The following is a 26938-nucleotide window of genomic DNA, read 5'->3' as shown; positions in this document are numbered from 1 at the left end:
CCCTCTGCGATGTCTCTCTCCGGACGGCATTGCGACGGGCGCTGAACGCGCCCCCGTCCCCCCTATTCGGCCGCGCGGACGCCGGGAGCACGCTGCGCCATCTGCCGCTGGCGCGCGCATTCGGCCAGGACGCGCTCGGGCGTCGCGGGCAGGTCCAGCTTCGGCGGAAAGGCGTAATCCGCAAGCGAGGCCGCCGCCATCGCCAGTGCGCCCGGCACCGACAGCGCCAGCATCACCGGCGGCTCGCCCACGGCCTTCGACCGCATCACGGTCGGCGCGGCATTCTCCGACCATTCCGCGATGCCGATATTCAGGACGGCGGGCCGATCCGAGGCCAGCGGGATCTTGTAGGTCGAAGGCGCATGGGTCGCCAGCCGGCCCGAGCCGTCCCACCACAGCTCCTCGGTGGTGGACCATCCGAGCCCCTGCATGAACCCGCCCTCGATCTGCCCGAGGTCGATGTCGCGGTTGATCGAATGGCCCACGTCCTGAAGGATGTCGGTCCGCAGCACGCGGTATTCGCCGGTCAGCGTGTCCACCGCCACCTCGGAACAGGAGGCACCGTAGGTGAAATAGAGGTAGGGGCTGCCCCGCCCCGCAGCGCGATCCCAATGGATATGCGGGGTGCGGTAATAGCCGGTCGCGGAAAGCGAGACACGGGACTTGAAGGCCCGTTCGACGAGATCCGCGAAACCGACCCTGCCCTCGGGCGTCAGAACCTCGCCCGCTTCGAAACCGATCTCCTCCGTGGGCAGGCCGGGCGCGACCAGGTCCGCGAGGCGCGCCTTGATCTTGCGCGCCGCATCGACGACGGCCATGCCGTTCAGATCCGTGCCGAGCGAGCCGGAGGTCGGAACGGTGTTGGGCACCCGGTCCGTCGCCGTCGCCGTCACCCGCACCCGCGACAGCGGCAGGCCGAATTCGCTCGCTGCGATCTGCAAGATCTTCGTGTGAATGCCCTGCCCCATCTCGGTTCCGGCATGGCTTATATGGACCGACCCGTCGCGATAGACCGACAGGAGCGCCGCGCCCTGGTTCATGAACTTGGCCGAATAGCTGATCCCGAACTTGACCGGCACCAGCGCGATGCCCCGGCGGATCGGTCCGGCGGTGCCGCGGTTGAACGCGATCACCTTCGCCCGCCGCCGCTGATAGTCGCTCGTGCGTTCCAGCTCGTCGACGACGCGGGCGAGGATATTGTCGCGCACCGGCTGGTGATAATGCGTCACGCCCCGCGCGCCCTCGCCATAGAAATTCCGGCGGCGCACCTCCAGCGGGTCCATCCCGAGCGTATAGGCGATGTCCTCGATCCACCGCTCGGCGGCGGCGATGCCCTGGGGGCCGCCATAGCCGCGAAAGGCGGTGTTGGAGACGGTGTTGGTGAACAGACAGCGAGACTCGGCCCGCGCGGCGGGATAGAAATAGGCGTTGTCCACATGCAGCACCGCCCGGTCCGCCACCCCGCGCGTCAGATCCTCGGAATGTCCGGCGCGGGCGTAGAGCGTGGCATCGAGTCCGGTGATGCGGCCCTCGTCGGTAAAGCCGATCTCGTAATCGACCGTGAAATCATGGCGCTTTCCCGTGATGGTCATGTCGTCGTCGCGATCCGGCCGCAGCTTCACCGGGCGTTTCAACCGATCCGCCGCCAGCGCCGCCAGCGCGGCAAAGATCGCGGGCTGGCTCTCCTTTCCGCCGAACGCGCCGCCCATCCGCCGCACGCTCACGGCCACCGCATTGGCGGGGAGGTTCAGCATATGGGCGACGACCGACTGGACCTCGCCCGGATCCTGCGTCGCGCTGTAGACGAGGAGTTCGTCGTCCTCGCGCGGCAGGGCCAGCGCGATCTGGCCCTCGATGTAGAAATGCTCCTGACCGCCCACCGACATACGGCCCGACAGGCGGCGCGGGGAGCTCTCCAGCGCCGCGGCCACATCCCCCCGGCGAACGGTCAGCCCGGCCGCGATGGGCGCGGCTCCGGCAGTCCGGGCGGCCGCGATGTCTAGAACCGGCGGCTCGGGCGCGTAGTCGATCCGGCCCAGCCGCGCCGCGCGCCGCGCCGCCATCCGCTCCTCCGCCACGACGAGGAACAGGGGCTGGCCGTGATAGTCCACCCGGCCCTCCGCGAGGAGAGGATGCACCCCCTTGCCCATGGCCGAGGCAGTGTTCGCGCCGGGGATGTCCTTCGCCGTCAGCACCGCGACGACGCCGGGCGCCGCCGCGACGGCGTCGAGATCCATGGCGGCGATCCGGCCGCGCGCGATAGTCGCAAGGCCGATCGCGGCGTGGAGCGTCCCTGCCGGCTCGGGCATGTCGTCCACATAGTCCGCCCGGCCCGTGACATGCAGGCGCGCGGAGTCGTGGGGAATCTCGGACTCCTGCGCCACCGGTTCGGTTCCGGTCAGTTCCGGTTTCGCGCTGCCGTCAGACATGGGCAAGCTCCCGCAGATCGGTGTCCACACCCCGCGAGGCGAGCCAGACCCGCACCAGCAGGTTCCGCGCCACCGTCAGGCGATACTCCGCACTTGCCCGCATATCGTCCATCGGCGTGAAATCGCGGGCGAATTCCGGGAGGGCGGCGTGAAGCGTCGCCTCGTCCCATGGCCGGCCGGTCAGTGCGGCCTCGACATGCGCGGCGCGTTTCGGAATGCCCGCCATGCCGCCGAAGGCGATGCGGGCCTCGGCCACCACGTCGCCCTCACGCCGGAGATGGAACGCGCCCAGGACGGCGGAGATATCCTCGTCGAACCGCTTGCTGACCTTGTGCGCGGCCAGAAGCACGGTGTTTTCGGGAAGGGGAACGACAAGCTCCTCGATGAACTCGCCGGGCTTGCGGTCCTGTCGGCCGTAGTCGATGAAATAGTCCTCGACGGCGAGAGCGCGCCGTTCTGTACCGTGGCGCAGGATCAGGCGTGCACCGAGCGCGATCCAGACCGGGGGACCGTCCCCGATCGGGGAGCCGTTCGCGATATTGCCCACGAGCGTGCCGGCGTGGCGCACCTGCGGCCCGCCGATCCGCCGCCAGAGCGCGGAAAGCTGCGGCAGATGCGCGTCCAGAACCGGCATCGCCTGAGCAAAGGTCACGCCGGGCCCGATATGCAGCCGTCCGTCCCGCGCCTCGATCCGGTCGAACCCCGCCACGCGGCCGGTGAAGATCAGCGCCGGCGGCACCTCGAGCCGCTTGGTCAGGTTCAGCGCGAAATCCGTCGCCCCGGCGACGATCCGCGCCTCCGGCCGGGCGGCAAGGGTCGCGGCGAAACTGTCGATGCTCGCCGGGAGCCACGATGTCCCGCCCGGCCCGCTCAGTTCCAGATCCGCGCCATCCGCCATCTCCGCGAGCCGGGCGGCGGTGCGGGCGTTGGCCCGGACGAGCGGATCTTCGGCCATCGGCGCCTCGCCCACCGTCCGCGCCGCGCGCAGGATCGGGCCATAGCCGGTGCAGCGGCAGAGATTGCCCTGAAGCGCGGTTTCCGTGTCCACCGGCGCATCGGCCAGCCGGTTCGCCTCCAGCGCCATGACCATTCCCGGCGTGCAGAAGCCGCATTGCGAGCCGTGACAGCCGACCATGGCCTCTTGCAGCGGATGCGTGCCCCGCGCCCCGCCGAGATGTTCGATCGTCACCACATGACACCCGTCCACCGACGCCAGCGGCCGGATGCAGGCATTTACCGGCTCATAGCTCACCCGGCCCGTGCGCAGCCGCCCGACCAGAACGGTACAGGCGCCGCAATCGCCCTCGCCGCAGCCTTCCTTCGTGCCCGTGGAACGCCGGGTGAGCCGCAGGAACTCCAGCAGCGTGCCATCGGTCGGAACCGTCTCCAGATCGGCCCTCGCCTCGTTGAGCAGAAAGGAAAGCCGTGTGCGCGTCGCCATCGGTCGGGATCGTCCTTGCAGGTCGGTGTCAAGCTGTGCCGCAGGCCGGAACGGCCATGGCATGTCATTAGTATACCAATGACATGCAATCGGTCAACGCAGCGCCCGGCGATCCGCACCCTCTGTCCCCGTTCCCGCAGGCGACTGCCCGATTTTCCGGCGACCCTCCGGGAAATCCCCGGCCGAGCCGCGGTTTTTCACCCGCGGCGGGAACATTCCGCCCCGCGATCTCTTTCTGGGGCGGTGTTCAGGAGGTTTTCCATGCCCATCCCCATGTCTTCCGCCCGTGCGGGCGCCGCGTTGCTCACCACAGCCCTCGCAGGCGCCGCCCTCGCGCAGCCGCAAGGCGAGGTGGGCGAATATTCGGACGCGACGATCAGCAACTCGGTCCTTCAGCCCGAGCCGATCACCGTCTCCGACGACAGCGAACTCGCCTCCCTCATCCGGGTGCCCGAGGGGTTCGAGGTCTCCGTCGCCGCCCGCGATCTCGGCAACACCCGCATCCTTGCCGTCCATGACAGCGGGACCGTCTATGCCACGCGCAGGTCGGAAAGCGACGTGATCCGCCTGATCGACGAGGACGGCGACGGCCGGTTCGAGGCTCACGAGACGGTCGCCGCGCGACCGGGACTGCACGGGATCGCCCTCGACGGCGACACCGCCTATCTGGTCACCGTGACCGATGTCTACACGGCCCCGGTCAACGAGGACGGCAGTTTCGGCACGCTCGAGCGGATCATCGACGACCTGCCGGAGGGCGGGCAGCATCCCAACAGGATGGTGGCGGTCGGTCCCGACGGCATGCTCTATATCAGCGTCGGATCGACCTGCAACGCCTGCGACGAGACCAGCCCGGAAAACGCGACGCTCCTGCGCGCGAAGCCTGACGGCTCGAGCCGCAGCATCTTTGCCAGCGGCCTGCGCAACACCATCGGCTTCGGCTGGGATCCCTCGAGCGGCCGCCTCTACGGGGCGGATCACGGCACCGACTGGCTGGGCGACGAGGAACAGCAGGAGGAATTCAACCTCATCGAGCAGGGCACGAAATACGGCTGGCCCTATGTCTACGATTTCTCCAACTTCAATCCGCAGGACGCGCCGCCGGAGGGCATTTCGCTCGAACAATGGGCCGCGCAGAGCCGGGAGCCGGAGTTGGGATATACCGCCCATGCCGCGCCGATGCAGATGGTATTCCATTCCGGAACCTCCTTCCCCGAGGAATATCGCGGCGATGCCTTCATCGCGATGCGCGGCTCGTGGAACCGCCGCCCCCCGAGCGGTTACGAGGTGACGCGGCTCGATTTCCAGGACGGCGAACCGGCCTCCTGGGACCATTTCGCCGAAGGTTTCCTGATCGAGACCGAGGCGGGCGGCTACGGCTTCCTCTCCCGCTTGGCGGGCATTGCCGAGGACCGCGACGGATCGCTCCTGCTCGCGGATGACGCGAACGGGATCATCTGGCGCATCTCCTATTCCGGCGAGGCCGGAGCGGGCGAGACTGCCGAAACGGCCAGCGTCCCGAACCTCGTCCCGGATCCGCGCACCGACGATCTGGCCATGGCCAAATTCGACGCCGGGGCCGGGATCTCCGTCAGCTCGGAGAGTTTCGCGGCGGGTGAGGCCATCCCCTTCAGCCACGCCGCCGAAGGCCACGACGCCTCGCCGCCCCTGTCCTGGGCCGACGCGCCGGAGGAGGCGGCGTCCTTCGTGCTGATCGCCGAAGACCCGGATGCGGCGGAGCCGAAGCCCTTCGTCCACTGGATCGTCTACGACATTCCGGCAGACACCACCTCGCTTGCGGAGGGGCGGCCGACGGCGCCCGTCCTGCCCGACCCGGAGGGCGCGAAGCAGGGCACCAACAGCCGCGGGCAGATCGGCTATCACGGACCGCGCCCGCCACGGGAGGACGGGCCGCACAGCTATCATTTCCAGATCTTCGCCCTCGATGTCGATCAGCTCGGCCCCGAGCCGGGCGCGACGCGCGAGGAGGTGCTGTCCGCGATGGAGGGGCATGTCATCGCAGCAGGAGAGCTGACCGGCAGCTACGAACGCCCCGCCCCCGAAGAAGCGCAGGGCAACTGACCGCAGGAAGGAGGAGGACTGCAATGGACGACAGCACCGGCAGGACGGTCGCGAGCGAGCGGGAGCTGATCCGCGACCTGCGCGAGGCCGCCGAACCGCTGCCCCAGGTCGACGACCCGGCCTTCGCCCGGATGTTCGACCGCTGGGCCGATGCGCGCGTCCTCCTGCTCGGAGAAGCGAGCCACGGCACCGCCGAATTCTACCGTGCCCGCGCGGCGATCACGCGGCACATGATCGAACACCACGGCCTGCGCATCGTCGCGGTCGAGGCGGACTGGCCCGATGCCGCCGCCATCGACGCCCATATCCGCCACCGGCACACACCATCCGGTGAGGCGCCGTTCCAACGCTTCCCCACCTGGATGTGGCGCAACACGGAGATCGCCGCGCTGGTCGGCTGGATGCGCGACTGGAACGCCGGGCGGGCGCCGGAGGATCGCGTCGCCTTCCGCGGGCTCGACCTCTACAGCCTGACCGCCTCGATCCGCGCCGTGCTGGCCTATCTCGAGGAGGTCGACCCCGAGGCGGCCGCAATCGCGCGCGACCGTTACGGCTGCCTCGCGCCCTGGGCCGACCGGCCCGCCGCCTATGGCCGCGCGGCCCTGCACGGCCATTCCACCTGCGAGGAGGCGGTGGTCGAACAGTGCCGCGCGCTTCTGGACCGCGACAGGCCGGACGGCGACGCCCTGCTCGACGCGACACAGAACGCACGGCTCGTCGCGGCGGCGGAACGGTATTACCGCACGATGTATCGCGGTGGCGCGGCGGCCTGGAACCTGCGCGACACGCATATGTTCAACACGCTGTGCCAGCTTCTCGAGGCGGGCGGGCCGGAGGCGAAGGCCATCGTCTGGGCACATAATTCCCATATCGGAGATGCGCGGGCGACCGACATGGGCTGGCGCCGGGACGAGGTGAATATCGGCCAGCTCTGCCGGGAACGCTTCGGGTCCGGGGCGCAGCTGATCGGCTTCGGCACCCATGGCGGCACGGTCGCCGCCGCCTCCGACTGGGACGCTCCGATGGAGGTGAAACGCATCACCCCCTCCCGCGCCGACAGCTACGAACGCCTTTGCCACGAGACCGGCCACCCGCGCTTCCTGCTCGAGACAGGAAGCGACGCGGGTCTTGCGGAGAAGCTGTCGGAGCCGCGGCTCGAACGCTTCATCGGCGTCATCTACCGGCCGGCCACGGAATTCCAGAGTCATTATGCCGAGGCCGTCCTGCCCGAGCAGTTCGACGGCTGGGTCTGGTTCGACGAGACGCGGGCGCTGACCCCGCTCGGCCCGGAGGCGCGGCACGGCCCCGACGACACCTGGCCCTTCGGCCTCTGAACGGGAGGACGCTCCATGCCCCAGACCTTCGACAGCCGCACCGACGCCGGCCGCCAGCTCGCCGCGGCGCTGGCGCCCTGGGCGGGGAAGGATCCGGTGGTCCTCGCCCTGCCCCGCGGCGGCGTCCCGGTTGCGGCCGAAGTGGCCCGCGCGCTTCACGCCCCGCTCGATGTCGTGCTCGTGCGCAAGCTCGGCGCGCCGGGCCATCCGGAACTCGGCATCGGCGCAATCGTCGACGGGCCGGAGCCGCAGGTGGTGCTGAACGACAGCGTGATGCGCCAGCTCCGCCCGTCCGAGGCGCATGTCGCAGCGGAACGGGAGCGGGAGCTTGCGGTCATCGACCGCCGACGCACGCTCTACCGCGAGCGCGCGCCTCCGGTTCCCCTCCGCGGCCGCAGCGTGATCGTGGTGGACGACGGCATCGCCACCGGCGGCACCATGCGCGCGGCGCTCAGGGCGCTGGCGAAGGAAGGCGTCGCGCGCCGCATCCTCGCGGTACCGGTCGCGCCCGCGGAGGTTCTGGCCGATCTCGAAGGCGAGACCGAGGAGATCGTCTGCCTCTCCACGCCCGAACCGTTCCGCGCCGTGGGCTTCCACTACCGCGATTTCGGGCAGACCCCGGATGAGGAGGTGATCGCGCTGCTGCGGGCGGCGCGGGAGGACGGCTGATCCGTTGACCGGCGCGATGGCGGGGCCTCTTCCGAAACGCCTCTGCCGCGGGACGACCTGCGGCGGCGCGGCCCGGCAAGGGACCGGGGCCCATCTCACCTGCCCGTCTCACCGCACCGGCAGGTCGCGCGCCGGTCGGGCAGGCTCACGCACGTTTCGCGCCGCGTCACTACGGGCGCCGCCTTTCTTCGGACGGCGCCCGTGTCAGGGTCCGGCTCAGGCGACCGCGGTCGGCCTCATTTCCCGAGGGTGATGAACCGCGCGTCGTCGTCGATGAAGGTCTTTTCCTGGAACCCCGCCTCGTTCGATCCGAAGGGCATCTGCGCGATCAGCTTCCATCCAGCCGGAACGCCGAAGGCCTCCGCGAGCGCCGCATCCGCGATGGGGCTGTAATGCTGGAGGCTCGCGCCGATCCCCTCTTCGGCGAGCGCGGTCCAGACCGCGAGTTGCGCCATGCCGGAGGAATGGCTGGAGAACCCCGGAAAGGCGTCGGCATAGAGAGGGAATTGCTCCTGAAGGGTCCGCACCGCCTCCTGGTCCTCGTAGAACAGCACCGTGCCGGCACCGGCGGCAAAGCTCTTCATCTTGGCTTCGGTGGAGGCGAAGGCGTCGGCCGGGACGATCTTGCGCAGTTCGGCCTCGATCAGCGTCCAGACCTTCTCGCTTTCCGCGCCGAACAGGATCACCGCGCGCGAGCTCTGGGAGTTGTAGGAGGAGGGAGATTGCCGGACCGCCTCCTTGATCAGCGCCTCCGCCTGATCCGCGGAGAGCGGAAGCGTCTTGCCAAGCGCATATTGGGATCGGCGTTTCATCAGCAGTTCGAGTGTTTTGTTGGTCACGTGTCATGTCTCCTGAAGGGTTCGTGCGTCCGGACCATCTCTCCTCCCATCGCCGCGCCATCGCAATGCTCGGGACTGTGCGGCTGTGAACAGCCGTCGTGCCTATATGAAAAAGGGCGCCCGCGTCGGCCGGAAATGCCTCCTCCGCAGGCATGGGGAGGAAGTGCGTCGCACTTCGCGAACGGAAAGGCGCCTGCCGGGGAGAGCGGGCCTCCCCCCGCGCCGCAAAAGATCACGCCGCCCCGAAGGGCGGCGCCGTCTTCACCTGCGAAAGCCTCAGAAGGATTTCTGAAGGCCGATATAGAATCCGCGGCCCGGCTCGTTGAAGGTCTCCGACCCTTCGCTCGTCCGCTTGATCTGCTTGTCGAACAGGTTGGTGACCCCGGCTGTGACATAAGAGGCCTCGGAAATGTCCCATTTGGCCGCGAGGTTGAAGAGCGTGTAGGGATCCCGCTCGGTCAGCGCGTCCTCATCCGTGATTTCCTCGTTCTGGCTCAGCGACCGCGTGATGGTCGGGATCCGCCCGTAATGCGTCGCGGAGAGGGTCACCAGAAGATCGTCCGTCGCCTGCCAGTCGAAAGCCGCGTTGATCGTGTAATCCGGCACGAGGCTGAGCGGGTTGCCGGTCTGCTTGTTCTTGGACTCGATCATGTAGGTGACATTCGCGTTGAAGGCGTAATCGTCGCCGATCGGCGTGTAGAAATTGCCCTCCATGCCGCTCACGACGGCTTCCGGGACGTTGTTCCACTGGAACACCGAGCCGCCGGTATCGGGGTCCGTTTCGCCGTCCACCACATCGGCCGCGATGCGGTCCTTGTAGTCGTTGTGGAAGTAGGTCAGGCTTCCGTTGATGCCGTTGTCCCCCTCATAGGCGAAGCCGATTTCCTTGTTGATGCTGGTTTCCGCCTGGAGATCGTCATTGCCGCGGATCCGGCACGGGCCGGAATAGCCGGCGGGACAGCCCCTGCCCCGCGTATTGTAGTAGTAGTCCGGGTTGAGCTGGAAGAGGTTCGGCGCCTTGAACGCCTGCGCGACGCCGACCTTCATCGACCATTCGGGATCGAACTCCCAGGTCGCGTTCAGGCTCGGGGAAAGCTGGTCGCCGAACCGGTCGCTGTAGTCGTAGCGGAGCGCCGGTGTCAGCGTCAGCTGCTCGGAGGCGAGGATATTCGCCTCGGCATAGATGCCGTAGAGCTTCTGCGAGGTATAGTCGCTGTTGCGGAATTCGAACCTCGTGTCACGGTCGGTGACCTCCTCCGGCACGGTCTGGTCGATCTTCTCGCCCCGGAATTCCCCGCCGAACGTATAGCTCGCCTCCCGGCCCATCACGGTGCCGGGGAGATACCATTCCGTCTTGGCAGAGATCGCATCGTATTCGGTGTCGATGAAGGCGACATCGTCTCTCACCCCGTTTCCGTCCCGGTCCACGCAGAAGCTCAGCGTCCCTTCCCCGCCGCCGTTGAGGCCCGGACAAAGGCGGCTGTCGAGCGTGTTTTCCCACTGGATGAAGCTGTGCGATTCCCCGAACGCATAGCTGCCCCGGTGGGTCAGGGCGAGCGTCTTGCGTTCGCTGCTGTTCGTCTTCTCGCCGTAGACGTTATAGAACGTGTCCTCTACGCCGTCCCCGTCATTGTCTGCGGAGATAACGCTGGTGACGCCGCTGCCGAAGCCGGTCTCGCCGGCAAAGGCGTTCCACTGTTCCGAATAGCCGAACTCGAAATCGAGACTGTGGTTCTCGTTGATATCCCAGCGCAGCAGGCCGCCGATGTCGCGGTTCGTCACGCCCTCGGACCCGGCGGCGTCCCCGTCGTTGATGTCCGCGGAATCCATGCCCGTCTTGTTGTAGTTGCCATAGAGGCGATAGCTGAGCCTGTCGTTGATCGGCCCGGCGAGCAGAAGGTTCATCCGCCGGGTGACGCCCTCGAGCTCGCTCTCGGGAATGTCGAAATGCAGGCCCGCGGACACGGTCGGCTCGTCCGGCTTCTTGGTGATGATGTTCACCACACCGCCGGCGGCGCCCGAACCGTAGCGCGCCGCCGCCGGGCCGCGAATGACCTCGATCCGCTCGACCAGTTCCGGCGGAACCCAGTTGGAATCGCCGCGCGTGTCCCGCTCGCCCTGGCGCCCCATGCGCGAGGCGTTGCGCGAGGTCACGGGTTTGCCGTCGATCAGGATGAGCACGTTCTCGGGCCCCATCCCGCGGATGTCGATCTGGCGCTGGTTGCCGCGCTGCCCCGAGGCGCTGTTGCCCGTGAGGTTGACGCCGGGCATCCGGCGGATGACTTCGGACAAATCGTTGGTGACGGGCTGGCTTTCGAGATCTTCCGCGGAAATCTGCGAGACGCCGAGCGCCTGCTTGATCTGCTCCTCGGCGGTGATCACGATCGGATCGAGCATGATTTCCTCGCTCTCCTGTGCGACGACCGCGGGAACGAGGGTGGCCGAGAGCAGCAATCCGAGAGCCGTGCCGCTCCGCGCGGCATATCCAGCTATTCGCATGGAACCTTCCTTCAAAAAGATGATGTCTGGGGGATCGGCTGGCGGACGCTCGCTGTCGGAGGCGTTTCAAACATTCGTGATTGCCTGTGGCAAGACAGAATCAGAGTATTTTTGTCAGATTTCTGAAACTGTCTCTTTTTTCCAGCTCCGGCGGCCTTGCTGCCTTTTCCTCCACCATTCCTCCACCATGCGGCGGGACATGCCGCCCGGCCTGCCGTCACCCGCCCGTGCCGATCCGCTCCATCACGAAATCCGCCCGCGCCGCGACCGGGGCCAGAGGCAGGGGCAGAACCTCGTATCCCGCCGCCCTGTAGGCCCGTTCCATCGCCCCGGCGGTGGCGACGGCTTCCCCGGCGCCCTGCGCCCGCTCCGCATCCTGCCCGAAGATCTCAGACCAGGGCGGGGCAAGGAACACGGTCGGGTTGTAGCGGAACAGCTCCGCCGCGCGGAGCGGATGATCGGGCACCCGTCCCTCGTAGAGCATGAGATAGCCGATCACGTCGGGAATGCCGCGGTCGAAGACCACGGGCCCCTCCAGCGCCTGCGCCTCGTGCCAGGAACGCATCTCCCAGCCGAGCATCAGCTCCGCAAAGAGCCGCCGGTCCTGCCCGTGCCAGCCGGACCCGCCGATCCGGCTCTGGTCCCGGATGATCGCGCGCCCGGCCTCGGGCATCGTGGCGAGGCCCCTCTGCGCCAGCGCGGCGACGAGCGTCGTCTTGCCGGATCCGGGCCCGCCGGTGATGACGAAAAACCGTTTGTGCATTGTGGTCCTGTTAGTGTGGTTGTTGCTGAGAGCGTCCCCTCACGCGCCCGATGCGACGATCCGCCCCGGCGCATCCGCGGGCAGCGCCCCGCGCCCGGCCGGTCGCCGTGACCTTTCCCCGGCCTCACGCATAGTGCCAGCTCAGCAGGAGGCCAAGACCCACCACCGCGACGCGCAGCGCCCGCGGGCTCACCCGGCGCGCCAGCCGGCCGCCCAGCACGCCGCCCGCCGCCGCACCCAGAAAGACCAGCACGGCCGGCTCCCAGGCCACCGCCCCGCCGAAGGCGAAGATCAGCACCGCGATGCTGGTCGCGAGCGTCGCCAGCGCGTTCTTGACCACGTTCAGCCGCGACAGGTTCTCGCCTCCGGTCAGGGTGAGCAGCGCCAGCAGCAGCACCCCCAGCCCCGCCCCGAAATAGCCGCCATAGACCGCCACGATCCCCTCCGCGAGGCCGGCGATGCCGGGCGGGACGCTCACCTCCCGACGCGCCAGCCAGCGGTTCAGCGCCGGACCGGCCGCGAAGAGCAGCGTCGCAAAGAGCAGGAGCCAGGGGATCATCTGCCGGAACAGCGCGTCGCCCGATGCGAGCAGCAGCGCCGCGCCCCCCGCCGAGGCCAGCGCGAACAGCGCCACCCGCCCCGGCCGTGCGCCGAGTTCCTGCCGCAGCACCGCGCCCTCGCCGATCAGGCTCGCGGCGTGCCCCGCCCAGATCGCCACCGCGCTCGTCGCGCCCGCCGTCACCGGCGACAGCCCCGCGGCCAGAAGCGCCGGGAAGGTAAAGAAAGTGCCGCCGCCCGCAATCGCGTTGCACAGCCCGCCCAGCAGGCCCGCACCCGCGAGCAGTCCCATATCCTCGATCCGCATCCGGTCCTCCGTTCCTCTGCCGCGCGATCCTGCACGAAAGACTGGAAAAATGTGTCGCGCCGGTGCCAGATGATGTCGTGGAGGTGCCGGAATGCAGACGGATGACATCGGCGGCTTTGTCGAGGACGGCAGCCCGGTGATCGGCACTGTGACGGGCTTTTCCCGCGGCACCATGCCGGACACCCATGCGCACCGGCGCGGGCAACTCGCCTGGTGCCCCGACCGGCCCGTCACGGTCGAGACCGGGCGCGCGCTGCATCTGGTCTCCCCCGGCATGGCGATCTGGCTGCCGCCGGACTGCCCCCACCGGATCCGTGCCGGGGGCGCGCGGCAGTCCGTCAATCTCTACGCCCTGCCCGGACATGCGCCGCTGCCGGATCATCCCGCCCCCTTCGCGCTGGGGTCTCTGGAGCGCGAGGTGCTCCGAACCCTGGCCGGTGCCCCGCGTTCGGACCGGCGTGAGCCCGCCTTCGCGCGGCTGACGGCGGTGCTGTGGGATCGTCTTGCCCGGCCCGCCGGAGCACCCGGCCTCCCCCTGCCCGCCGATCCCCGGCTGCGCCGGATCGCCCTGACCCATCTCGACGGCGCCGAACAGCCGCTCGACCGCTGGGCCGAGGCCCTCGGCCTGTCGCGGCGCAGCCTGCAACGCCTCGTCGCCCGCGACACGGGCCGGAACTGGGCCACCTGGATGCGCGCGCTGCGGCTGGCCCGCGCCCTCGCGCCGCTGATGGCGGGCGCGAGCGTCCAGACCGCCGCCCATGCCGCAGGCTATGCCACCGCGAGCGGCTTCGTCGCCGCCTTCCATGCCGCCTATGGGATCACGCCCGGCCAGATGCAGCGCCGGATGGGGGTCTGAACTCATCCGACCCTCCGCTCCGCCAGCAGGCGCAAGGCGAAGGCGATGAGCACGCTGCCGGTCAACCCGTCGAGGATCCGCGGCAGCCGCGGCGCGCTCAGCGCAGTCTGGAACGGCACTGTCGCGACGGTGAGGACCGCGAAGAACACCAGCCCCATCGCCGCGTGCAGGCCGGCAAGAAGGACGCTGAAGGCCACGACCGGAACGCCCTCGGGCAGAAACTGCGGCAGGAAACTCACATAGAACACGCCGACCTTGGGATTCAGGAGGTTGGTCATCACCCCGCGCAGGAACCAGTTGGGCGCGGGCGGCGCGGCCACCTTGGCAAAGGGCCGCGGACCGGGCCGGATCGCCGCGCGCAGCATGCCCGCCCCCAGCCAGATCAGGTAGGCCGCACCCGCGAGCCGGATGGCGCGGTAGGCCAGGTCCGAGACCGCCAGGATCGCGCCGAGCCCGAGCGCCGTGATCAGCCCCCAGGCCAGCACGCCGGTGACCACACCGGCCCCCGCCAGCATCGCCCGGCGCGGCCCCTCGACCGCCGCCGTGCGCAGGACGAGGGCCGTGTCGAGCCCCGGCGTGATCGTCAGCAAAGCCGCGGCGATGGAAAAGCTCAGGAGTGCGGTGGGGATGTCCATGCCCTATCCTCCGATCTCGTGCAGGAAGCCCGCCAGAAGGGCCTGCCCCTCCGGCCATGCGCCGAGGGTCGCGGCGCCGTTCAGATGCCCCCGCGGGCCGAGATGGCAGGGCCGCGCGCCCTGAGCGGCCGCCCAGCCGATCCCCCGCCCTCGGGGATCGTAGGGATCGTCCGAACTCGCGACGGCCAGCACCGGCCCGCGCCCGAAGCCCTGCACCGGCAAGGCACCGAACGCCTCCGCCTGCGGCGGGAAGGCCGGACCCGCGGGATCCGGCACGGCGACGAGAAAGGCCGCCGCGATCGCGCGGGAGGACGCCACGCGCCAATGGGCGAAGAGCAGGCAGCCGAGGGAATGGCAGATGAGCACGGGCGGGCCGGAGCAACCGGCGACCGCCCGGTCCAGTGCGGCGATCCAGTCCGCGAGATCCGGCCGGTCCCAAGAGGCCGGCGCGATCCGCGTGGCGCGCGGACAGAGCTCCTCCCAGTGGCTCTGCCAATGCTCGGGGCCGGACCCGCCGATGCCGGGCACCATGATGAAACCGTGAGTCATGCGCCGCTCCTGACCGTCGCCCCGCGTGAGTTTCGCCTGTGACGCGCCGGTGTGGAATGGCAAATCATCGGCGTCTGTGACATTCTTCCGATGATTTAACGGAACAGAGGGCCACGAATGCCGACGCGCACGCTCGACCGCCTGGACATCGCGATACTGGAGGCCCTCCAGGAGAACGCGCGCATGCCGCTTTCAGAGGTCGGGCGGCGCATCGGGCTTTCGCAGCCGGCCACGTCGGAGCGGGTCAGGCGGCTGGAAGATCGCGGGATCATCACGGGCTATGGCGTGCGGGTGGACCCGGCGGCGCTGGGGCTCGGCATGACGGCTATCATCCGGCTCAGGACCACGCATGAGCACATCAGGCCGGCCCTGCGCGCCTTTGCCGGGATGCCGCATGTCATCGAGGTGCATCGCCTGACGGGAGAGGACTGTTTCCTGCTCAAGGTGCTGGTCCCGACCCCCGCGCAGCTTGAAACCCTCGTCGACACGGTCGCGCGCTTCGGCGCGGTCACCACCTCGCTCGTCCTGCGCTCCGAACCCGTGAAGCCGCTGGGCAAGGCCCTGCTCTCCTGACGGCGACGGACCTTCGCCGCGGCGCTCACATCGGGAGGTTGGCGTCCCGCGCGAGGCGCCAGCGACCGTCGGCCTCCTTGCGCAGGAGCGAGAGCGTATGGCCGGTGCGACGGAGGGGCGCGCCGCCGGAGGGGGTCACCGTCATGTCGACGCGATTGCGGAGAAACGCCCAGGTCCCCAGAACCTGCAATTCGAGGATCTCGTTCGTCCCCTCGATCCGCGCCTCGGCCAGCCTGTCCGAGGCGGCGGCGAAAGCCTCCTTCCCGAACGGTTCCTGTCCGGGCACCAGAAAGACCACGTCGTCGGTCATCAATGCCAGCACGGTTGCGATATCGCCCGCCTTGCTCGCCGCCATCCAGGTCTCCACGACCTGCCGGATCGCCTTTTCGTCCTCGGTCATCTGCCGCACTCCTCCATCTGGCGGTGTCTCCCGTCTTCCCGGAGCCGCACCGCGCGGCCCGCCTGCCGCGGTCACCCCAGTTCCAGTGTCGCCACCGCCTGCAACCCCGTGCCGACGACGGGCGCAGGACCGCGATACATGCGGGCGGTCGCAAAGGTCTCGGTGAACTCCCGCGCCCTCAGCAGCCGGCCGAAGCCGGCGCTGCTGTCGGGAATGTCGATCATGACCTTCCTCCGGTCCAGCGCGGCAGCGGCCCGGACCGCCAGTTCGAACGCCTCTTCGGCGGTGGGGGCGACGACGGGCCCGATCTTGCAGCCGCTCCGGCACAGGCGGGCGGTGGCGAAGCCGGCGATGCCGCCCGGTCCGGGGAGCAGGACGGTCCTGCGGGTCGGGCCGTTCCACGTCCATTCGCGCAGGAAGGCCGGACGCGCCACGCCCGTCGCCGCCCGGTCGAGCCGCGCGATCGCCGCGGGGTCATGGGCCGGCTCTCGGGGCAGATGCGGACCGGCGGCCGGCAGCCTGCCGCAGAGGCGCCGGGTGCGTCCGGCCCTCACGAAACCGGAGGTCGCGTAATTCGCCTCCTGCGCCGCAACCCCGTCGAGGCCGACGGTCCGCCGCCCCGCATGGGCGAGCGCATGGGTCCAGAGCGCGAAGCCGATGCCCCGGCCGCGAAAGCCCGGCCGGCAGAGGTACAGCCCGAGGAAGGCGAAATCGTCGGAATGGTTGACGACGGAAATCGCGGCGACCGCCCGGCCGTCGAGCTCCGCGACGAAAAATCCCTCCGGATCCGACGCGCGGAAGGCCGCGGCATCGTCGAGGCCGGGATTCCAGCCCTCCTCGGCGGCCCAGTCGAGCATCTGCGCCACCTCCACGGCGGTGGCCCGGCGACAGAGGACGGCGCTCATCGCTTCAGCGCCTCGCGCAGGGAGGTCGGCGGCTGCTTGACGTTCCGCAGGTCGAGCGAGGCGACGAGGTCCAGAAGGTGACTTTTCATGAGCTGTTCGGCCAGCGCGCCGTCGCGGCGGGCGAAGGCGTCCAGCAGCGCGTGATGGGCCTGGGTCTCGCACAGCGCCGCACGCCGCCGCCAGTAGAGCGCGATGATCAGCGACGACCGCGAGATCAGCTCGGAAATGAGCGCCTCGATCGTGCTCTGGTCCGCGATCCGCGCGATCTCCGTATGGAACTGGCCGGAGAGGAAGAGCGCATGCCCGTTCTCGCCGGCGTCGAGCGCGGCATGTTCGTTGCCGATATTCGCCCGCAGGATCGCGAGATCCTCCTCGGTCATGCGCTCGGCCGCGGAGCGGGCGGTGCGGGGCTCGAGCAGGGAGCGGGCCTCGAACACCTCGCGGGCCTCGCGGACGGAAGGCTGGGCGACATAGGCGCCGCGATTGCGCTTCAGCTCCACGAGCCGGCGGTGCGACAGGGCGAGGAGCGCGGCACGGACGATCGTGCGGCTGATGCCATAGGCTTCCCCGAGCTCGTCCTCCCCCAGCTTCGTGCCGGGCGGCAGCCGGTGCTCGTGGATCGCGCGCTCGAGATCCGCCGCGACGGCGTCGCTGCTCCGGTGCCTGGTTTCGATCCTGTTCATCTCATTCCGCGCCGACGGGCGCCCTCTGCTGTCCTGTCTTTCCGATTCGCGCCGGAGAGGACAAGCAGACCCTACAGCCGCCCTCGGGCGATTTAAATCGTATACAAAATTGTGCCGATTTTCGTGCACATCAACCCCGCACCTGCACAAATTTCACCCGAACGACAGGCCGGGCCGCGCCGCGGCGGCAAAAACCCTCCCGGCGCGCAGCGTCCTCGCCCCACTCTGAACGGGTAAGACCGAGCGGAGGCAACATGCGCGCAGGATACGATCTGGAACTGGTTCACCTGACCAAGCGCTATGGCGACACGATCGCCGTGCGCGACCTGAACCACAGGTTCGCCCCCGGCAGCTATGTCTGCCTGCTCGGCCCCTCGGGCTGCGGGAAATCCTCCACCCTGCGGATGATCGCCGGGCACGAGGATGTCAGCGAGGGCTCGATCGTGCTCGACGGGCAGGACGTCTCCTGGATGGCACCGGCACAGCGCGGCACCGCGATGATGTTCCAGAACTACGCGCTCTTCCCGCATCTGTCGGTCCGCGACAACGTCGCCTTCTCGCTGCGGATGAAGGGAGTGGACAAGGCGGCGCGCCATGCGCGGGCGGACGAATTGCTGGCGCTGGTCGACATGACGCGCATGGCCGACCGCCTGCCCGCCCAGCTTTCCGGCGGCCAGCAGCAGCGGGTCGCCCTCGCACGCGCGCTCGTCACCGAGCCGAAGGTGCTCCTGCTCGACGAGCCGCTTTCCGCTCTGGACCCGTTCCTGCGGATCCGCATGCGGGCCGAGCTCAAGCGGCTCCAGCGCGAGCTGGGCATCACCTTCATCCACGTCACCCACGGCCAGGACGAGGCGCTGGCGCTGGCCGACGAGATCGTGGTGATGAACGACGCGGTGATCGAACAGGCCGGCCCCGCGCGCGAGGTCTGGGCCCGGCCCCGGACCGAATTCGTCGCCCGGTTCATCGGCGGACACAACGTCATCGCCCTTCCCGGCGGCAAGGCCACCGTGCGCGCCGATGCCGTGGCGATCGCCGAGGACGGGCTGGCCGCCACGGTGACGGCGGTCGAATACCAGGGCGCCGCCGTGGCCGTCACGACGCGGACCGAAAGCGGCGACGAGGTGCTCGCCCTGCTGCCCGAGGAGCAGTTCTTCGCCGCCCCGAAAACACCCGGCGAGGCCGTCAGGCTGAGCTGGGACGAGAGGCGGCTGCACCGCCTCCAGGCCTGACCGGCCGATCCGCCGTCGGCGAAACCCCACACAGACGAGAGAACAGAGAGGACGAAATCATGTCGAAACCCAAGGTCGGATATTCCCGCCGCGCGCTGCTCAGGACCGGGGGCGCGGCGCTCGCCGCATCCGCGTTCCCCGCCCCGATGCTCTGGGCGCAGGACACGAAGGACATCGTGCTGCGCCAGTTCGGCACCGGCGTGTCGAACCTGAACGACGTGGCGCAGAAGGTGAAGGAGGATCTCGGCTTCACGCTCGAGATGACCGCGCTCGACAGCGACAGCGTGACCCAGCGGGCCGCCACCCAGCCCGACAGCTTCGACATCGCCGATATCGAATACTGGATCTGCAAGAAGGTCTGGCCCACCGGCAACCTTCAGGCGATGGACACCTCGAAGATCGCCAATTACGACAGGATCGTCGGCATCTTCAAATCCGGCAAGCTCACGCCCGAGAGCGAGATCGCACAGGGCACGGCGCCGCACACCGTCGGCTTCGTCGACGGGCCGGACGGCACCGAGTTCGCCACCGAGGACACCGGGTGGATGACCCTCATCCCGACGATCTACAACGCCGACACGCTGGGCATCCGGCCCGACCTGATCGGCCGCCCGATCGAGAGCTGGACCGAGCTTCTGAACCCCGAATTCGCCGGCAAGGCCTCGATCCTCGACATTTCCTCGATCGGCATCATGGACATGGCCATGGTCTGCGAGGCGATGGGCGAGATCCAGTATGGCGACAAGGGCAACATGACCCGCGACGAGATCGACAGGACCATCGCGATCTTCACCGAGGCCAAGCAGAACGGCCAGTTCCGCGCCTTCTGGAAGACCTTCGACGAGAGCGTGAACCTGATGGCCTCGGGCGAGGTGGTGATCCAGTCGATGTGGTCACCCGCGATCACCGCGGTGAAGTCCCGCGGCATCGACTGCGTCTACCAGCCGCTGAAGGAGGGCTACCGGAGCTGGGGCGGCGGCATCGGCCTGTCGAAATCGCTCTCCGGCATGGAGCTCGACGCGGCCTATGACTACATCAACTGGTATCTCTCCGGCTGGGTCGGCGGCTACCTGATGCGTCAGGGCTATTATTCGGCGGTACCGGAAACGTCCAAGGAGTTCATGAGCGAGAACGAATGGGGCTACTGGTTCGAGGGCAAGGAAGCGACCGACGTCATCACCTCGCCCACCGGCGATACGCTGGCCCAGGCGGGAGAGGTGCGCGACGGCGGCTCCTTCTACGACCGCATGGGCAGCGTCGCCTGCTGGAACGCGGTGATGGATGAAAACCAGTACATGGTCCGCAAATGGAACGAGTTCATCGCGGCATGACCCATGGCATCCCCGCCCCGGCGCGGCAGGCGGACGGGGGGCCCATGCCCCCCGACGCTCCCGCGGTTTCCCCGACAGGACACGGAGGTCGCAGGAAGGACGCGATGCGGCTGACCAACCGGCACCTGCTCGGATGGCTTGAGGCGGCGCCGCTGACGCTGGTGCTGCTGGCCTTCCTGGCCGCCCCCATCGCGATGATCGTGATCGTGAGCTTCTGGGGCGCCACCGAATTCTCGATCTATCCGGCCTTCCAGTTCGACAATTACGAATTCCTGTTCTCCTCGCCGGTGACCTACAGGGTGTTCGGCGCGACGCTGAAATACGCCTTCGTCACCTGGGCGCTGACGCTCTCCATCGGCTTCACGGTGGCCTATTTCCTCGCCTTCCACATCCGCAGCCAGACCGTGCAGATCGCGCTGTTCCTCGTCTGCACCATCCCGTTCTGGACCTCGAACATCATCCGCATGATCTCCTGGATCCCCTTCCTCGGCCGCAACGGCATCGCCAACCAGACGCTGATTTCCTGGGGCGTGATCGACGCGCCGCTGGAATGGCTGCTCTATTCGGACTTCTCGGTGATCCTCGCCTTCGTGCATCTCTACACGCTGTTCATGGTGGTGCCGATCTTCAACACGATGATGCGCATCGACCGCTCGCTCCTCGAGGCCGCGCGCGACAACGGCGCCTCGGGCTTCCAGACGCTCCGCCATGTGATCCTGCCGCTGACCAAGCCGGGGATCATGATCGGCACCATCTTCGTCGTGACGCTGGTGATGGGCGATTTCATCACCGTGCGGTTCATGTCCGGCTCCCAGCGCGCCAATGTCGGGCGGCTGATCTCGAACGACATCGGGCTGCTGCAATATCCCTCGGCCGCGGCCACCGCCGTAGTGCTGCTCTGTACCGTGCTGATCGTGATCGCGATCCTGCTGCGCTTCGTCAACATCCGCAAGGAGCTCTGAGCCATGGACCGCCGCCCCCGCAGCTTCTACGTCCTCGCCGCCGTCTTCGGGCTCTTCGTCCTGTTCCTCTACGGCCCGATCCTGACCATCGGCATCCTCAGCTTCCAGGGGCCGCAGGGGGGCCTGACCTTCCCGATGAACGGGGTGTCGCTGCACTGGTTCCGCGACCTGTTCCAGGAGCAGGCCGTGGGCGACATCTGGGGCGCGTTCCGCCGCAGCTTCGGCCTCGGTCTCATGGTGATGGTGACGACGGTAGTGATCTCCGTCATGGCGGGCCTCGCCTTCCGCAAGCGGTTCGCCGGCTCGGGCGTGCTCTTCTACGCGGCCATCACCTCGCTGGTGATCCCCTCGATCCTGATCTCGCTCGGCGTCGGGCTGATCTTCAACCAGCTCGGGCTGAAGATCCACTGGGCGACGAGCGGCTTCGGCGCGCAGCTGACCTGGACCCTGCCCTTCGGCCTGCTGATCATGTTCGCGGTCTTCAACCGCTTCGACAGGAGCTATGAGGAAGCCGCCCGCGACCAGGGCGCGAGCGCCTGGCAGACGATCCGCCACGTCGTGCTGCCGATCATCGCGCCCTCGCTGATCGGGGTGGCGCTGTTCGGCTTCACGCTCAGCTATGACGAATTCGCCCGGACCCTGCTGACGGCAGGCAGCTACAACACCCTGCCGCTGGAGATCTTCGGCATGACCACGAACGTGACCACGCCCGTGATCTACGCGCTCGGCACGCTGACGACCGCCTTCTCCTTCGCCGTCATCGCGCTCTGCCTCCTCGGCGTCTGGATCGTGAGCAGGCGGCGCGCGCGGCTCGGATCGGATGCGGGCAAGGGCGTATGAAGCTCACCTATATCAACCCGAATTCCACCGCCCGGATGACGCGCGGCATCGTCTCCGCGGCGCGGCAGGCCCTGCCGGAGGCGGAGATCACCGGACTGACCAACACCGCCGGGCCGCCCGCGATCGAGGGGCCGGCGGATGGCGCCGCCGCACTGCCGGGCGTCCTCTCGCTGCTCGAAACCGCGCGCGCCGGAGGGGCCGACGCGGTCGTCATCGCCTGTTTCGACGATACCGGCCTCGCCGAGGCGCGGGCACAGGCGGACTGCCCCGTCCTGGGCATCGGCCAGTCCTCCTATGTCATGGCGACGCTCCTCGGGCTGCGGTATTCGGTCATCACCTCCCTGCCCGTCTCCGTCCCGGTGCTCGAGGGCAATATCGCCGCCCTTGGCCTGTCCGGGCTCCGCGCCTCGGTGCGCGCCTGCGGCCTGCCGGTGCTCACCATCGAGGCGGGCGCCGCGGGCACGATCGAACGCATCGTGGCGGAAATGCGGGCCGCGAAGGCCGAAGACGGCGCCGAATGCGTGCTCCTCGGCTGCGCCGGAATGGCGCCGCTGGCCGGCCTGCTCGCCGCGCGGACAGGCATGCGGGTGATCGACGGCGTCGCCGCCTCCGCCCATCTGGCGCAAGCCGCCGCCAAATGCACCGCCCCGCCAGCCCTCGTTCCGGGCGCGGGGTGACACGCCGCCGCCGCGCCCCAACAGCGCGCGCCGCCGGGAGGCCGGAAGTCCCTCGGGAGAGGGGGATCAGGCGGCCTCTCGCCGGAACCCTTCGAAGTCGAGCGGACGCGGCCTTTCCTCGGCCGAGTGCAAGACGAGCCGCTTGCGCCAGTCCGGCAGGTCGGCAGCCTCCAGATCGGTCCGCCGGTGAACGCCCCTGCTCTCGTTTCGCAACAGGGCCGCGGTGGCTCCCTGCCCGGCGAACAGAAGCATCGCCTGGAATTCGCGCCAGGCGAGGGCCTGCCTTGCACGCGGTGCGGCGGGGCGAGTCATCAGCTCGTCCCTCAGCCCCGAAACCGCCGACAGCGTGCGCCGGAGGCCGGCCGCATCCCGGAAGCCGTTGCGATGAAGCGGCAGAACCTCCGCCTGCAAGGCAGAGAGCAGGGCCGCGGCCTTCGCCGGCTCCAGGCCCGCGGAACCGGACGCCCCGTTCGCCGGCGCAGGACCCGCCGGGCCCCTCGCCCGCGCCCAGTCCGCCGCCGCGCGCCCGGCCCAACGACCGGAGGACAGCGTCCAGGCGGCATTGACAGATCCCGCCCCGGAGGACGCCCCGACCAGCATCTCGCGCGAGGCGGCGTCGCCCGCGACCCAAAGTCCGGGCACCGCGGTCGCGCAGGTCTCGGTCTCGACAAGGATGCCGCCCGTCCCGCGCACCGAGCCCTCGAACATCGGTTCGACCTCGAATTTCTGCGTGAACGGGTCGATCCCCAGCCGGTCGAACTGGATGAACAGGTTCGGCTGTCCGGCCCGCAGCAAGGGCCGCCGGTCGGCAGGCACCTGTGTGAACTGGCAATAGACCGGCCCCTCCGCGAAATGATCCGCCGCGCCGGTTCCCATCACGCCATATTGCGACGACCAGCCCCGATGCACTTCGCGCCCATGGGCGTCGAAGAAGCTCGATTGCAGGAGATAGCCGTTCTTGTCGACCGATCCCCCCTTGGGCACGATGCCGTAATAGTTGGAGAATTCCATCCCGGACAGGCGCGCGCCCGCCTCGAAGGCCATCAGGGCGGCATCGCCGGTGTTCACGTTGCCGCCGAGGCAGCCGCTCTTGAACGCACAGCCGCCGGCGGCCAGCACCACGGCCCCGGCGCGGATGCGCCAGCGCGCCTCCTTCTGCCGCAGCACCCCCTCGGCGCCCGCGCACCGGCCCGACGCATCGGTCAGCAACGCCAGGGCCGGCGCATGGTCGAGGATCGTCACACCCGCGCGGTGGTTCAGACGACGCATCTCCTTCAGATAGACCGGCCCCTGCAAGACGATCTGGCCGCCGCGTCCGCCGCGATAGGCCGGATCCCCGACATAGCCGCGGGTCGCGGCGAATTCCGGCCAGGCCGCCCAGGTCTCGGCCAGCACACGCGCCATCCACGACCGCTCCGCCAGATCGCAGCTGTCGGCATTCTTGTCGGCCATCGCCTGTTCGCGCTCCTCCGGCGACACCCACCAGTGGCCGATCGTGGAGGCGGCGGCAACGCCAGAACTCCCGCAATACCCCTTGTCGACCAGCGTCACGCGCGCCCCCGCCCGCCGGGCCGACAGCGCGGCCCATGTCCCCGCCGGACCGCCCCCGATCACCAGCACATCGGTTTCGAGATCGAGATCTTCAGACATCGGGACACTCCTCATGGAAAGCGGCCGGCGCAGGCTGGCGCGGAGGCGCCACTCCGGCTGCCGCCGCCGGCGCATGCGACAACTCGACCGCCGCGTTCAGGGTGCCGGGAGGGCGCAGGCCCCTGCCCCATCCCAGCCGGGCGCGATAACTGCCCATCAGGTCGGTCCCGGCAAGCTCCGCCTCGCGCGGCCGGAGCCTGTCGGAAAGCGGCGTCCGCTCCGCCGCGACGTAGAGCGCGTCGGTGGGACAATGCGCCTCGCAGAGATAGCAGGTCTGGCAATCCTCCTGGCGGGCGATGACGGGCAGACCGTCCTCCGCCCGGTCGAACACGTTCATCGGACAGACCGCGATACAGAGATCGCAGGTCACGCAGCGGCTGGCGGAGACGAGTTCGATCATGCGACCCGCCTCCCCGGAGCGCTCTCCGCCAGTGCCGCGAGAAGCCGGCTGCGCAGGGCGCCGAACGCGGCGGAATCCCTCTGGCGCGGGCGCGGAAGAGCGATCTCGACCGTCTCCTGGATGTGACCCGGATCGGGGCGCATGACGACGACACGGTCCGCGAGGTAGAGCGCTTCCTCGATGTCATGCGTGACGATCAGGATCGAGACCTGATGCTCCTGCCAGATCTTCAGAAGCTCGTCCTGCATCCGGCTGCGAAGGATGGAATCGAGCGCGCCGAACGGCTCGTCCATCAGCACGAGCCCGGTCTCGACGGCAAGCGCGCGGGCAAGAGCCGCCCGTTGCGCCATGCCCCCCGACAGCTGGCGCGGGAAACTGTCGGCGAAGCGGGACAGCCCGACCAATTCGATGTAACGCGCCGCGCGACGGGTCTGGTCGGCGCGCGACAGGCGCAGGGGCTCGAGCGCCAGTTCCACATTGGCGCGCACGGTCAGCCAGGGCAGAAGCCGGTGATCCTGGAAAACCAGCGCGCTGCCCTGACCGGGACGGGTGACGTCGTTGCCCTCGATGCGGATGCGTCCCGTGTCGGGATGTTCGAGCCCGGCGATGCAGCGCAGCAGGGTCGATTTTCCGCAGCCCGAGGGGCCGATGACCGCAACGATCTCGTTCCGGCCCAGCTCGAGCCCGGTCGATGCCAGCGCGACGAAGCGCGCGCCCTCGACCTCGAAGGATTTGGAGAGATCGCTGATCGAAAGAACGGATGAGAACATGTCAGACTCCGGTATTGAGGTGACGGATGATGCGGGCCGAACCGGCGTGCAGCGCGACGCCGACAAGCGCCAGTGCGGCGACGCCGACCAGTGTGATGTCCATGCGGAACTGCTCGCGCGCCGCGGCAATATAGGAGCCGAGGCCGCGCCCGTTGCCGATGGCATATTCGGCACCGACCGTGCCGATCCAGGAGGAGATCAGGGCAATCTGCACCCCGACGGCGATCGAGGGAAGAGCCGCCGGCAGGTAGAGCGCGGTCACCTGCCGCCGTCGCGACAGTCCCATGACCTGTACCGCCTCGCGCAGGGCCGGCGCGACGTTCCGCACGCCCTGTTCGGCAGACAGCACCAGCGGGAAGAAGGTCGCGAGCGCGATGAAGACGATCTTTGCGACCTCGCCATTGCCGAACCATGAGGTCAGCAGCGGAATCCAGGCGAAAAGCGCGATCTGGCGAAAGGCGTCGACCGTCGGCGAGAGGGTGCGCCGCAGCGGTCGCAGCAGGCCGAAGGCAAGCCCCGTCGCCAGGCCGAGCACACCGCCGATCACGCCCCCCGTCACGAGCCGCAGCAGGCTGGTGCCGATGCCGGCCCAGATTTCGACCCCTGCCGGATCGGCAAAGGGAACGCGCAGGACAGCGGCGGGTGTCACGGCCATCGGGCCGTTCAGCAGGCCCGCCGCGGCGGCGGCGCCCCAGACGGCCACCACGACGCCGGGCAGGACCAGTCCTTTCAGCGTCACCTCAGACATCTTCGCCCATCCTCTTGCGGATCAGATGCTCCAGCAGTCTCAGCGTGCGGTCGAGCGCGATGCCTGCCGTGCCGACCACGATCATGCCGACGATCACCACGTCCATCTGGAAGAGGGTGCGCCCCCAGATCATGAGATATCCGATGCCCTCGGTGGCGGCGAGCATCTCGCAGGTGACCAGCGACACGAAGGCCTGTCCGGAGGCGAGCCGCAATCCGCCGAAGATCAGCGGCACCATGGCCGGCAGGCGGATGCGCAGGAACCGTGCGGAGGGCGAAAGCCCCAGCACCTGCCCCAATTCCTCGTATCCCGGCGGCACCGCGCGCCATGCATCCCGCGAGGCGATCGCGACCGGCACGAAGCAGGCCTTGGTCAGGATGATGACCTTGAGCATCTCGTCGATGCCGACCAGCAGGATCAGGACCGGAATCCAGCCGAGGGCCGGGACCGCGGCGAAGGCGCGGAAGGTGGGACCGACCCACTGTTCGACCCGCTGCGACGCACCGAGCGCCAGGCCGAAAACCAGGCCGAGGCTGCCGCCGAGCGCCAACCCGACCGCGAGGCGCCAGAAACTGATCCGTGCGGCCGAGGACAGCTCTCCGGAGGCCGCAAGCTCGGCAAAGGTCTGCACGACCCGTGACGGAGACGGCAGGATCTGCTCCGGCAGGAGGCCCGTCGCGGTGGCCGCCTGCCACAGCACCAGCAGCGCGAGCGGCGCGACAAGGGCCGGAGACAGGCTGCGCCACCCGCGGCCCGTCGTGACGGGACCACGCGGCGTCGCCTCCTGTCCGGTCGCGAGAAGTGTCATT

Annotated in this window: 26 protein-coding genes; 10 read left to right on the top strand and 16 right to left on the bottom strand. The window is 68.9% G+C overall.

Annotated features, from left to right (window positions below):
* Positions 1 to 62 precede the first annotated feature (62 nt).
* Both xdhB and xdhA read right to left on the bottom strand, forming a co-directional pair.
* Complete coding sequence (xdhB, locus tag P73_RS12120) at positions 63 to 2429, bottom strand: xanthine dehydrogenase molybdopterin binding subunit (RefSeq protein WP_043869754.1); 2367 nt, start codon at positions 2427 to 2429, stop codon at positions 63 to 65.
* Positions 2422 to 3870: a xanthine dehydrogenase small subunit gene (gene xdhA, locus P73_RS12115; RefSeq protein WP_043869753.1), complete on the bottom strand. Its 1449-nt coding sequence runs from the start codon at positions 3868 to 3870 to the stop codon at positions 2422 to 2424. The genes xdhB and xdhA overlap by 8 nt, the downstream gene beginning before the upstream one ends.
* Before the next feature lie 261 nt (positions 3871 to 4131).
* Between xdhA and P73_RS12110 the strand changes: the two genes are divergently transcribed.
* The 3 genes from P73_RS12110 to P73_RS12100 are packed head-to-tail and all read left to right on the top strand — an operon-like array spanning position 4132 to position 7955.
* Positions 4132 to 5952: a YbhB/YbcL family Raf kinase inhibitor-like protein gene (locus P73_RS12110; RefSeq protein ID WP_052453230.1), complete on the top strand. Its 1821-nt coding sequence runs from the start codon at positions 4132 to 4134 to the stop codon at positions 5950 to 5952.
* A 23-nt stretch (positions 5953 to 5975) separates the two neighbouring features.
* Positions 5976 to 7286 carry an erythromycin esterase family protein gene (locus P73_RS12105; protein WP_052453229.1) on the top strand — a complete coding sequence of 437 codons (1311 nt, stop codon included), beginning with the start codon at positions 5976 to 5978 and terminating at the stop codon, positions 7284 to 7286.
* 15 nt (positions 7287 to 7301) lie between these two features.
* Positions 7302 to 7955 (top strand): phosphoribosyltransferase, encoded by a 654-nt coding sequence (locus P73_RS12100; RefSeq protein WP_043869752.1) that lies wholly within the window; start codon positions 7302 to 7304, stop codon positions 7953 to 7955.
* 236 nt (positions 7956 to 8191) lie between these two features.
* On the opposite strand, the gene P73_RS12095 is transcribed toward P73_RS12100, so the two are convergent.
* The 4 genes from P73_RS12095 to P73_RS12080 all read right to left on the bottom strand — a co-directional run bounded on the left by P73_RS12095 (position 8192) and on the right by P73_RS12080 (position 12921).
* Positions 8192 to 8794, bottom strand: a complete 603-nt coding sequence (locus P73_RS12095) for a nitroreductase family protein (RefSeq protein ID WP_043869751.1) — start codon at positions 8792 to 8794, stop codon at positions 8192 to 8194.
* Positions 8795 to 9070: 276 nt separating this feature from the next.
* Positions 9071 to 11293, bottom strand: a complete 2223-nt coding sequence (locus P73_RS12090) for a FepA family TonB-dependent siderophore receptor (protein WP_052453228.1) — start codon at positions 11291 to 11293, stop codon at positions 9071 to 9073.
* A gap of 217 nt (positions 11294 to 11510) precedes the next feature.
* Positions 11511 to 12056 carry an AAA family ATPase gene (locus P73_RS12085; RefSeq protein WP_043869750.1) on the bottom strand — a complete coding sequence of 182 codons (546 nt, stop codon included), beginning with the start codon at positions 12054 to 12056 and terminating at the stop codon, positions 11511 to 11513.
* A gap of 124 nt (positions 12057 to 12180) precedes the next feature.
* Entirely contained in the window at positions 12181 to 12921 is a 741-nt protein-coding gene (locus tag P73_RS12080; RefSeq protein WP_082033215.1) for a sulfite exporter TauE/SafE family protein, read from the bottom strand.
* 91 nt (positions 12922 to 13012) lie between these two features.
* On the opposite strand from P73_RS12080, the gene P73_RS12075 reads away from it, so the two are divergent.
* Complete coding sequence (locus tag P73_RS12075) at positions 13013 to 13777, top strand: helix-turn-helix domain-containing protein (protein WP_043869749.1); 765 nt, start codon at positions 13013 to 13015, stop codon at positions 13775 to 13777.
* 2 nt (positions 13778 to 13779) lie between these two features.
* Here P73_RS12075 and P73_RS12070 read toward each other — a convergent pair whose 3' ends face one another.
* Positions 13780 to 14412 (bottom strand): LysE family translocator, encoded by a 633-nt coding sequence (locus tag P73_RS12070; RefSeq protein WP_043869748.1) that lies wholly within the window; start codon positions 14410 to 14412, stop codon positions 13780 to 13782.
* Positions 14413 to 14415: 3 nt separating this feature from the next.
* A complete protein-coding gene (locus tag P73_RS12065; protein ID WP_043869747.1) occupies positions 14416 to 14961 on the bottom strand; it encodes an RBBP9/YdeN family alpha/beta hydrolase in 546 nt (181 codons plus the stop codon).
* Between the two features lie 117 nt (positions 14962 to 15078).
* Here P73_RS12065 and P73_RS12060 point away from each other — a divergent pair, with 117 nt between their 5' ends.
* On the top strand, positions 15079 to 15534 hold the full coding sequence (locus tag P73_RS12060) for an Lrp/AsnC family transcriptional regulator (RefSeq protein ID WP_043869746.1): 456 nt from the start codon (positions 15079 to 15081) through the stop codon (positions 15532 to 15534).
* Positions 15535 to 15559: 25 nt separating this feature from the next.
* On the opposite strand, the gene P73_RS12055 is transcribed toward P73_RS12060, so the two are convergent.
* The 3 genes from P73_RS12055 to P73_RS12045 all read right to left on the bottom strand — a co-directional run bounded on the left by P73_RS12055 (position 15560) and on the right by P73_RS12045 (position 17522).
* On the bottom strand, positions 15560 to 15934 hold the full coding sequence (locus P73_RS12055; RefSeq protein WP_043869745.1) for a YybH family protein: 375 nt from the start codon (positions 15932 to 15934) through the stop codon (positions 15560 to 15562).
* A gap of 71 nt (positions 15935 to 16005) precedes the next feature.
* A complete protein-coding gene (locus tag P73_RS12050; RefSeq protein WP_043869744.1) occupies positions 16006 to 16839 on the bottom strand; it encodes a GNAT family N-acetyltransferase in 834 nt (277 codons plus the stop codon).
* The gene (locus P73_RS12045; protein WP_043869743.1) at positions 16836 to 17522 is read right to left on the bottom strand and encodes a GntR family transcriptional regulator; all 687 of its coding nucleotides are present in this window, start codon (positions 17520 to 17522) and stop codon (positions 16836 to 16838) included. Before P73_RS12045 ends, P73_RS12050 begins: the two co-directional genes overlap by 4 nt.
* Positions 17523 to 17776: 254 nt before the next feature.
* Here P73_RS12045 and P73_RS12040 point away from each other — a divergent pair, with 254 nt between their 5' ends.
* The 5 genes from P73_RS12040 (at position 17777) to P73_RS12020 (ending at position 22561) form a co-directional block, all read left to right on the top strand.
* Positions 17777 to 18751, top strand: a complete 975-nt coding sequence (locus P73_RS12040; protein ID WP_043869742.1) for an ABC transporter ATP-binding protein — start codon at positions 17777 to 17779, stop codon at positions 18749 to 18751.
* 59 nt (positions 18752 to 18810) lie between these two features.
* Positions 18811 to 20082, top strand: a complete 1272-nt coding sequence (locus P73_RS12035) for an ABC transporter substrate-binding protein (protein ID WP_043869741.1) — start codon at positions 18811 to 18813, stop codon at positions 20080 to 20082.
* 104 nt (positions 20083 to 20186) lie between these two features.
* A complete protein-coding gene (locus P73_RS12030; RefSeq protein ID WP_043869740.1) occupies positions 20187 to 21044 on the top strand; it encodes an ABC transporter permease in 858 nt (285 codons plus the stop codon).
* 3 nt (positions 21045 to 21047) lie between these two features.
* Entirely contained in the window at positions 21048 to 21884 is an 837-nt protein-coding gene (locus P73_RS12025) for an ABC transporter permease (protein ID WP_043869739.1), read from the top strand.
* Positions 21881 to 22561 carry an aspartate/glutamate racemase family protein gene (locus tag P73_RS12020; RefSeq protein ID WP_052453227.1) on the top strand — a complete coding sequence of 227 codons (681 nt, stop codon included), beginning with the start codon at positions 21881 to 21883 and terminating at the stop codon, positions 22559 to 22561. Before P73_RS12025 ends, P73_RS12020 begins: the two co-directional genes overlap by 4 nt.
* Positions 22562 to 22627: 66 nt before the next feature.
* Here the strand turns inward: P73_RS12020 and P73_RS12015 are convergent, their stop codons facing one another.
* Genes P73_RS12015 through P73_RS11995 form a run of 5 tightly spaced genes read right to left on the bottom strand, consistent with a single transcriptional unit; the run spans position 22628 to position 26937 of the window.
* Entirely contained in the window at positions 22628 to 24211 is a 1584-nt protein-coding gene (locus P73_RS12015; RefSeq protein WP_052453226.1) for an FAD-dependent oxidoreductase, read from the bottom strand.
* The gene (locus P73_RS12010) at positions 24204 to 24611 is read right to left on the bottom strand and encodes a 4Fe-4S dicluster domain-containing protein (protein WP_043869738.1); all 408 of its coding nucleotides are present in this window, start codon (positions 24609 to 24611) and stop codon (positions 24204 to 24206) included. Before P73_RS12010 ends, P73_RS12015 begins: the two co-directional genes overlap by 8 nt.
* The gene (locus P73_RS12005) at positions 24608 to 25381 is read right to left on the bottom strand and encodes an ABC transporter ATP-binding protein (protein ID WP_043869737.1); all 774 of its coding nucleotides are present in this window, start codon (positions 25379 to 25381) and stop codon (positions 24608 to 24610) included. Before P73_RS12005 ends, P73_RS12010 begins: the two co-directional genes overlap by 4 nt.
* 1 nt (position 25382) lies before the next feature.
* Complete coding sequence (locus P73_RS12000; protein WP_043869736.1) at positions 25383 to 26129, bottom strand: ABC transporter permease; 747 nt, start codon at positions 26127 to 26129, stop codon at positions 25383 to 25385.
* Positions 26122 to 26937 carry an ABC transporter permease gene (locus P73_RS11995; RefSeq protein ID WP_139267143.1) on the bottom strand — a complete coding sequence of 272 codons (816 nt, stop codon included), beginning with the start codon at positions 26935 to 26937 and terminating at the stop codon, positions 26122 to 26124. Before P73_RS11995 ends, P73_RS12000 begins: the two co-directional genes overlap by 8 nt.
* Position 26938: the final 1 nt, after the last annotated feature.

Origin of the sequence: Celeribacter indicus, from assembly GCF_000819565.1 — a bacterium.
In the GTDB taxonomy this organism is placed as follows: domain Bacteria; phylum Pseudomonadota; class Alphaproteobacteria; order Rhodobacterales; family Rhodobacteraceae; genus Celeribacter; species Celeribacter indicus.
Note: the sequence above shows the minus strand (reverse complement) of the source record. Positions and strands in the feature narration are given on the sequence as shown.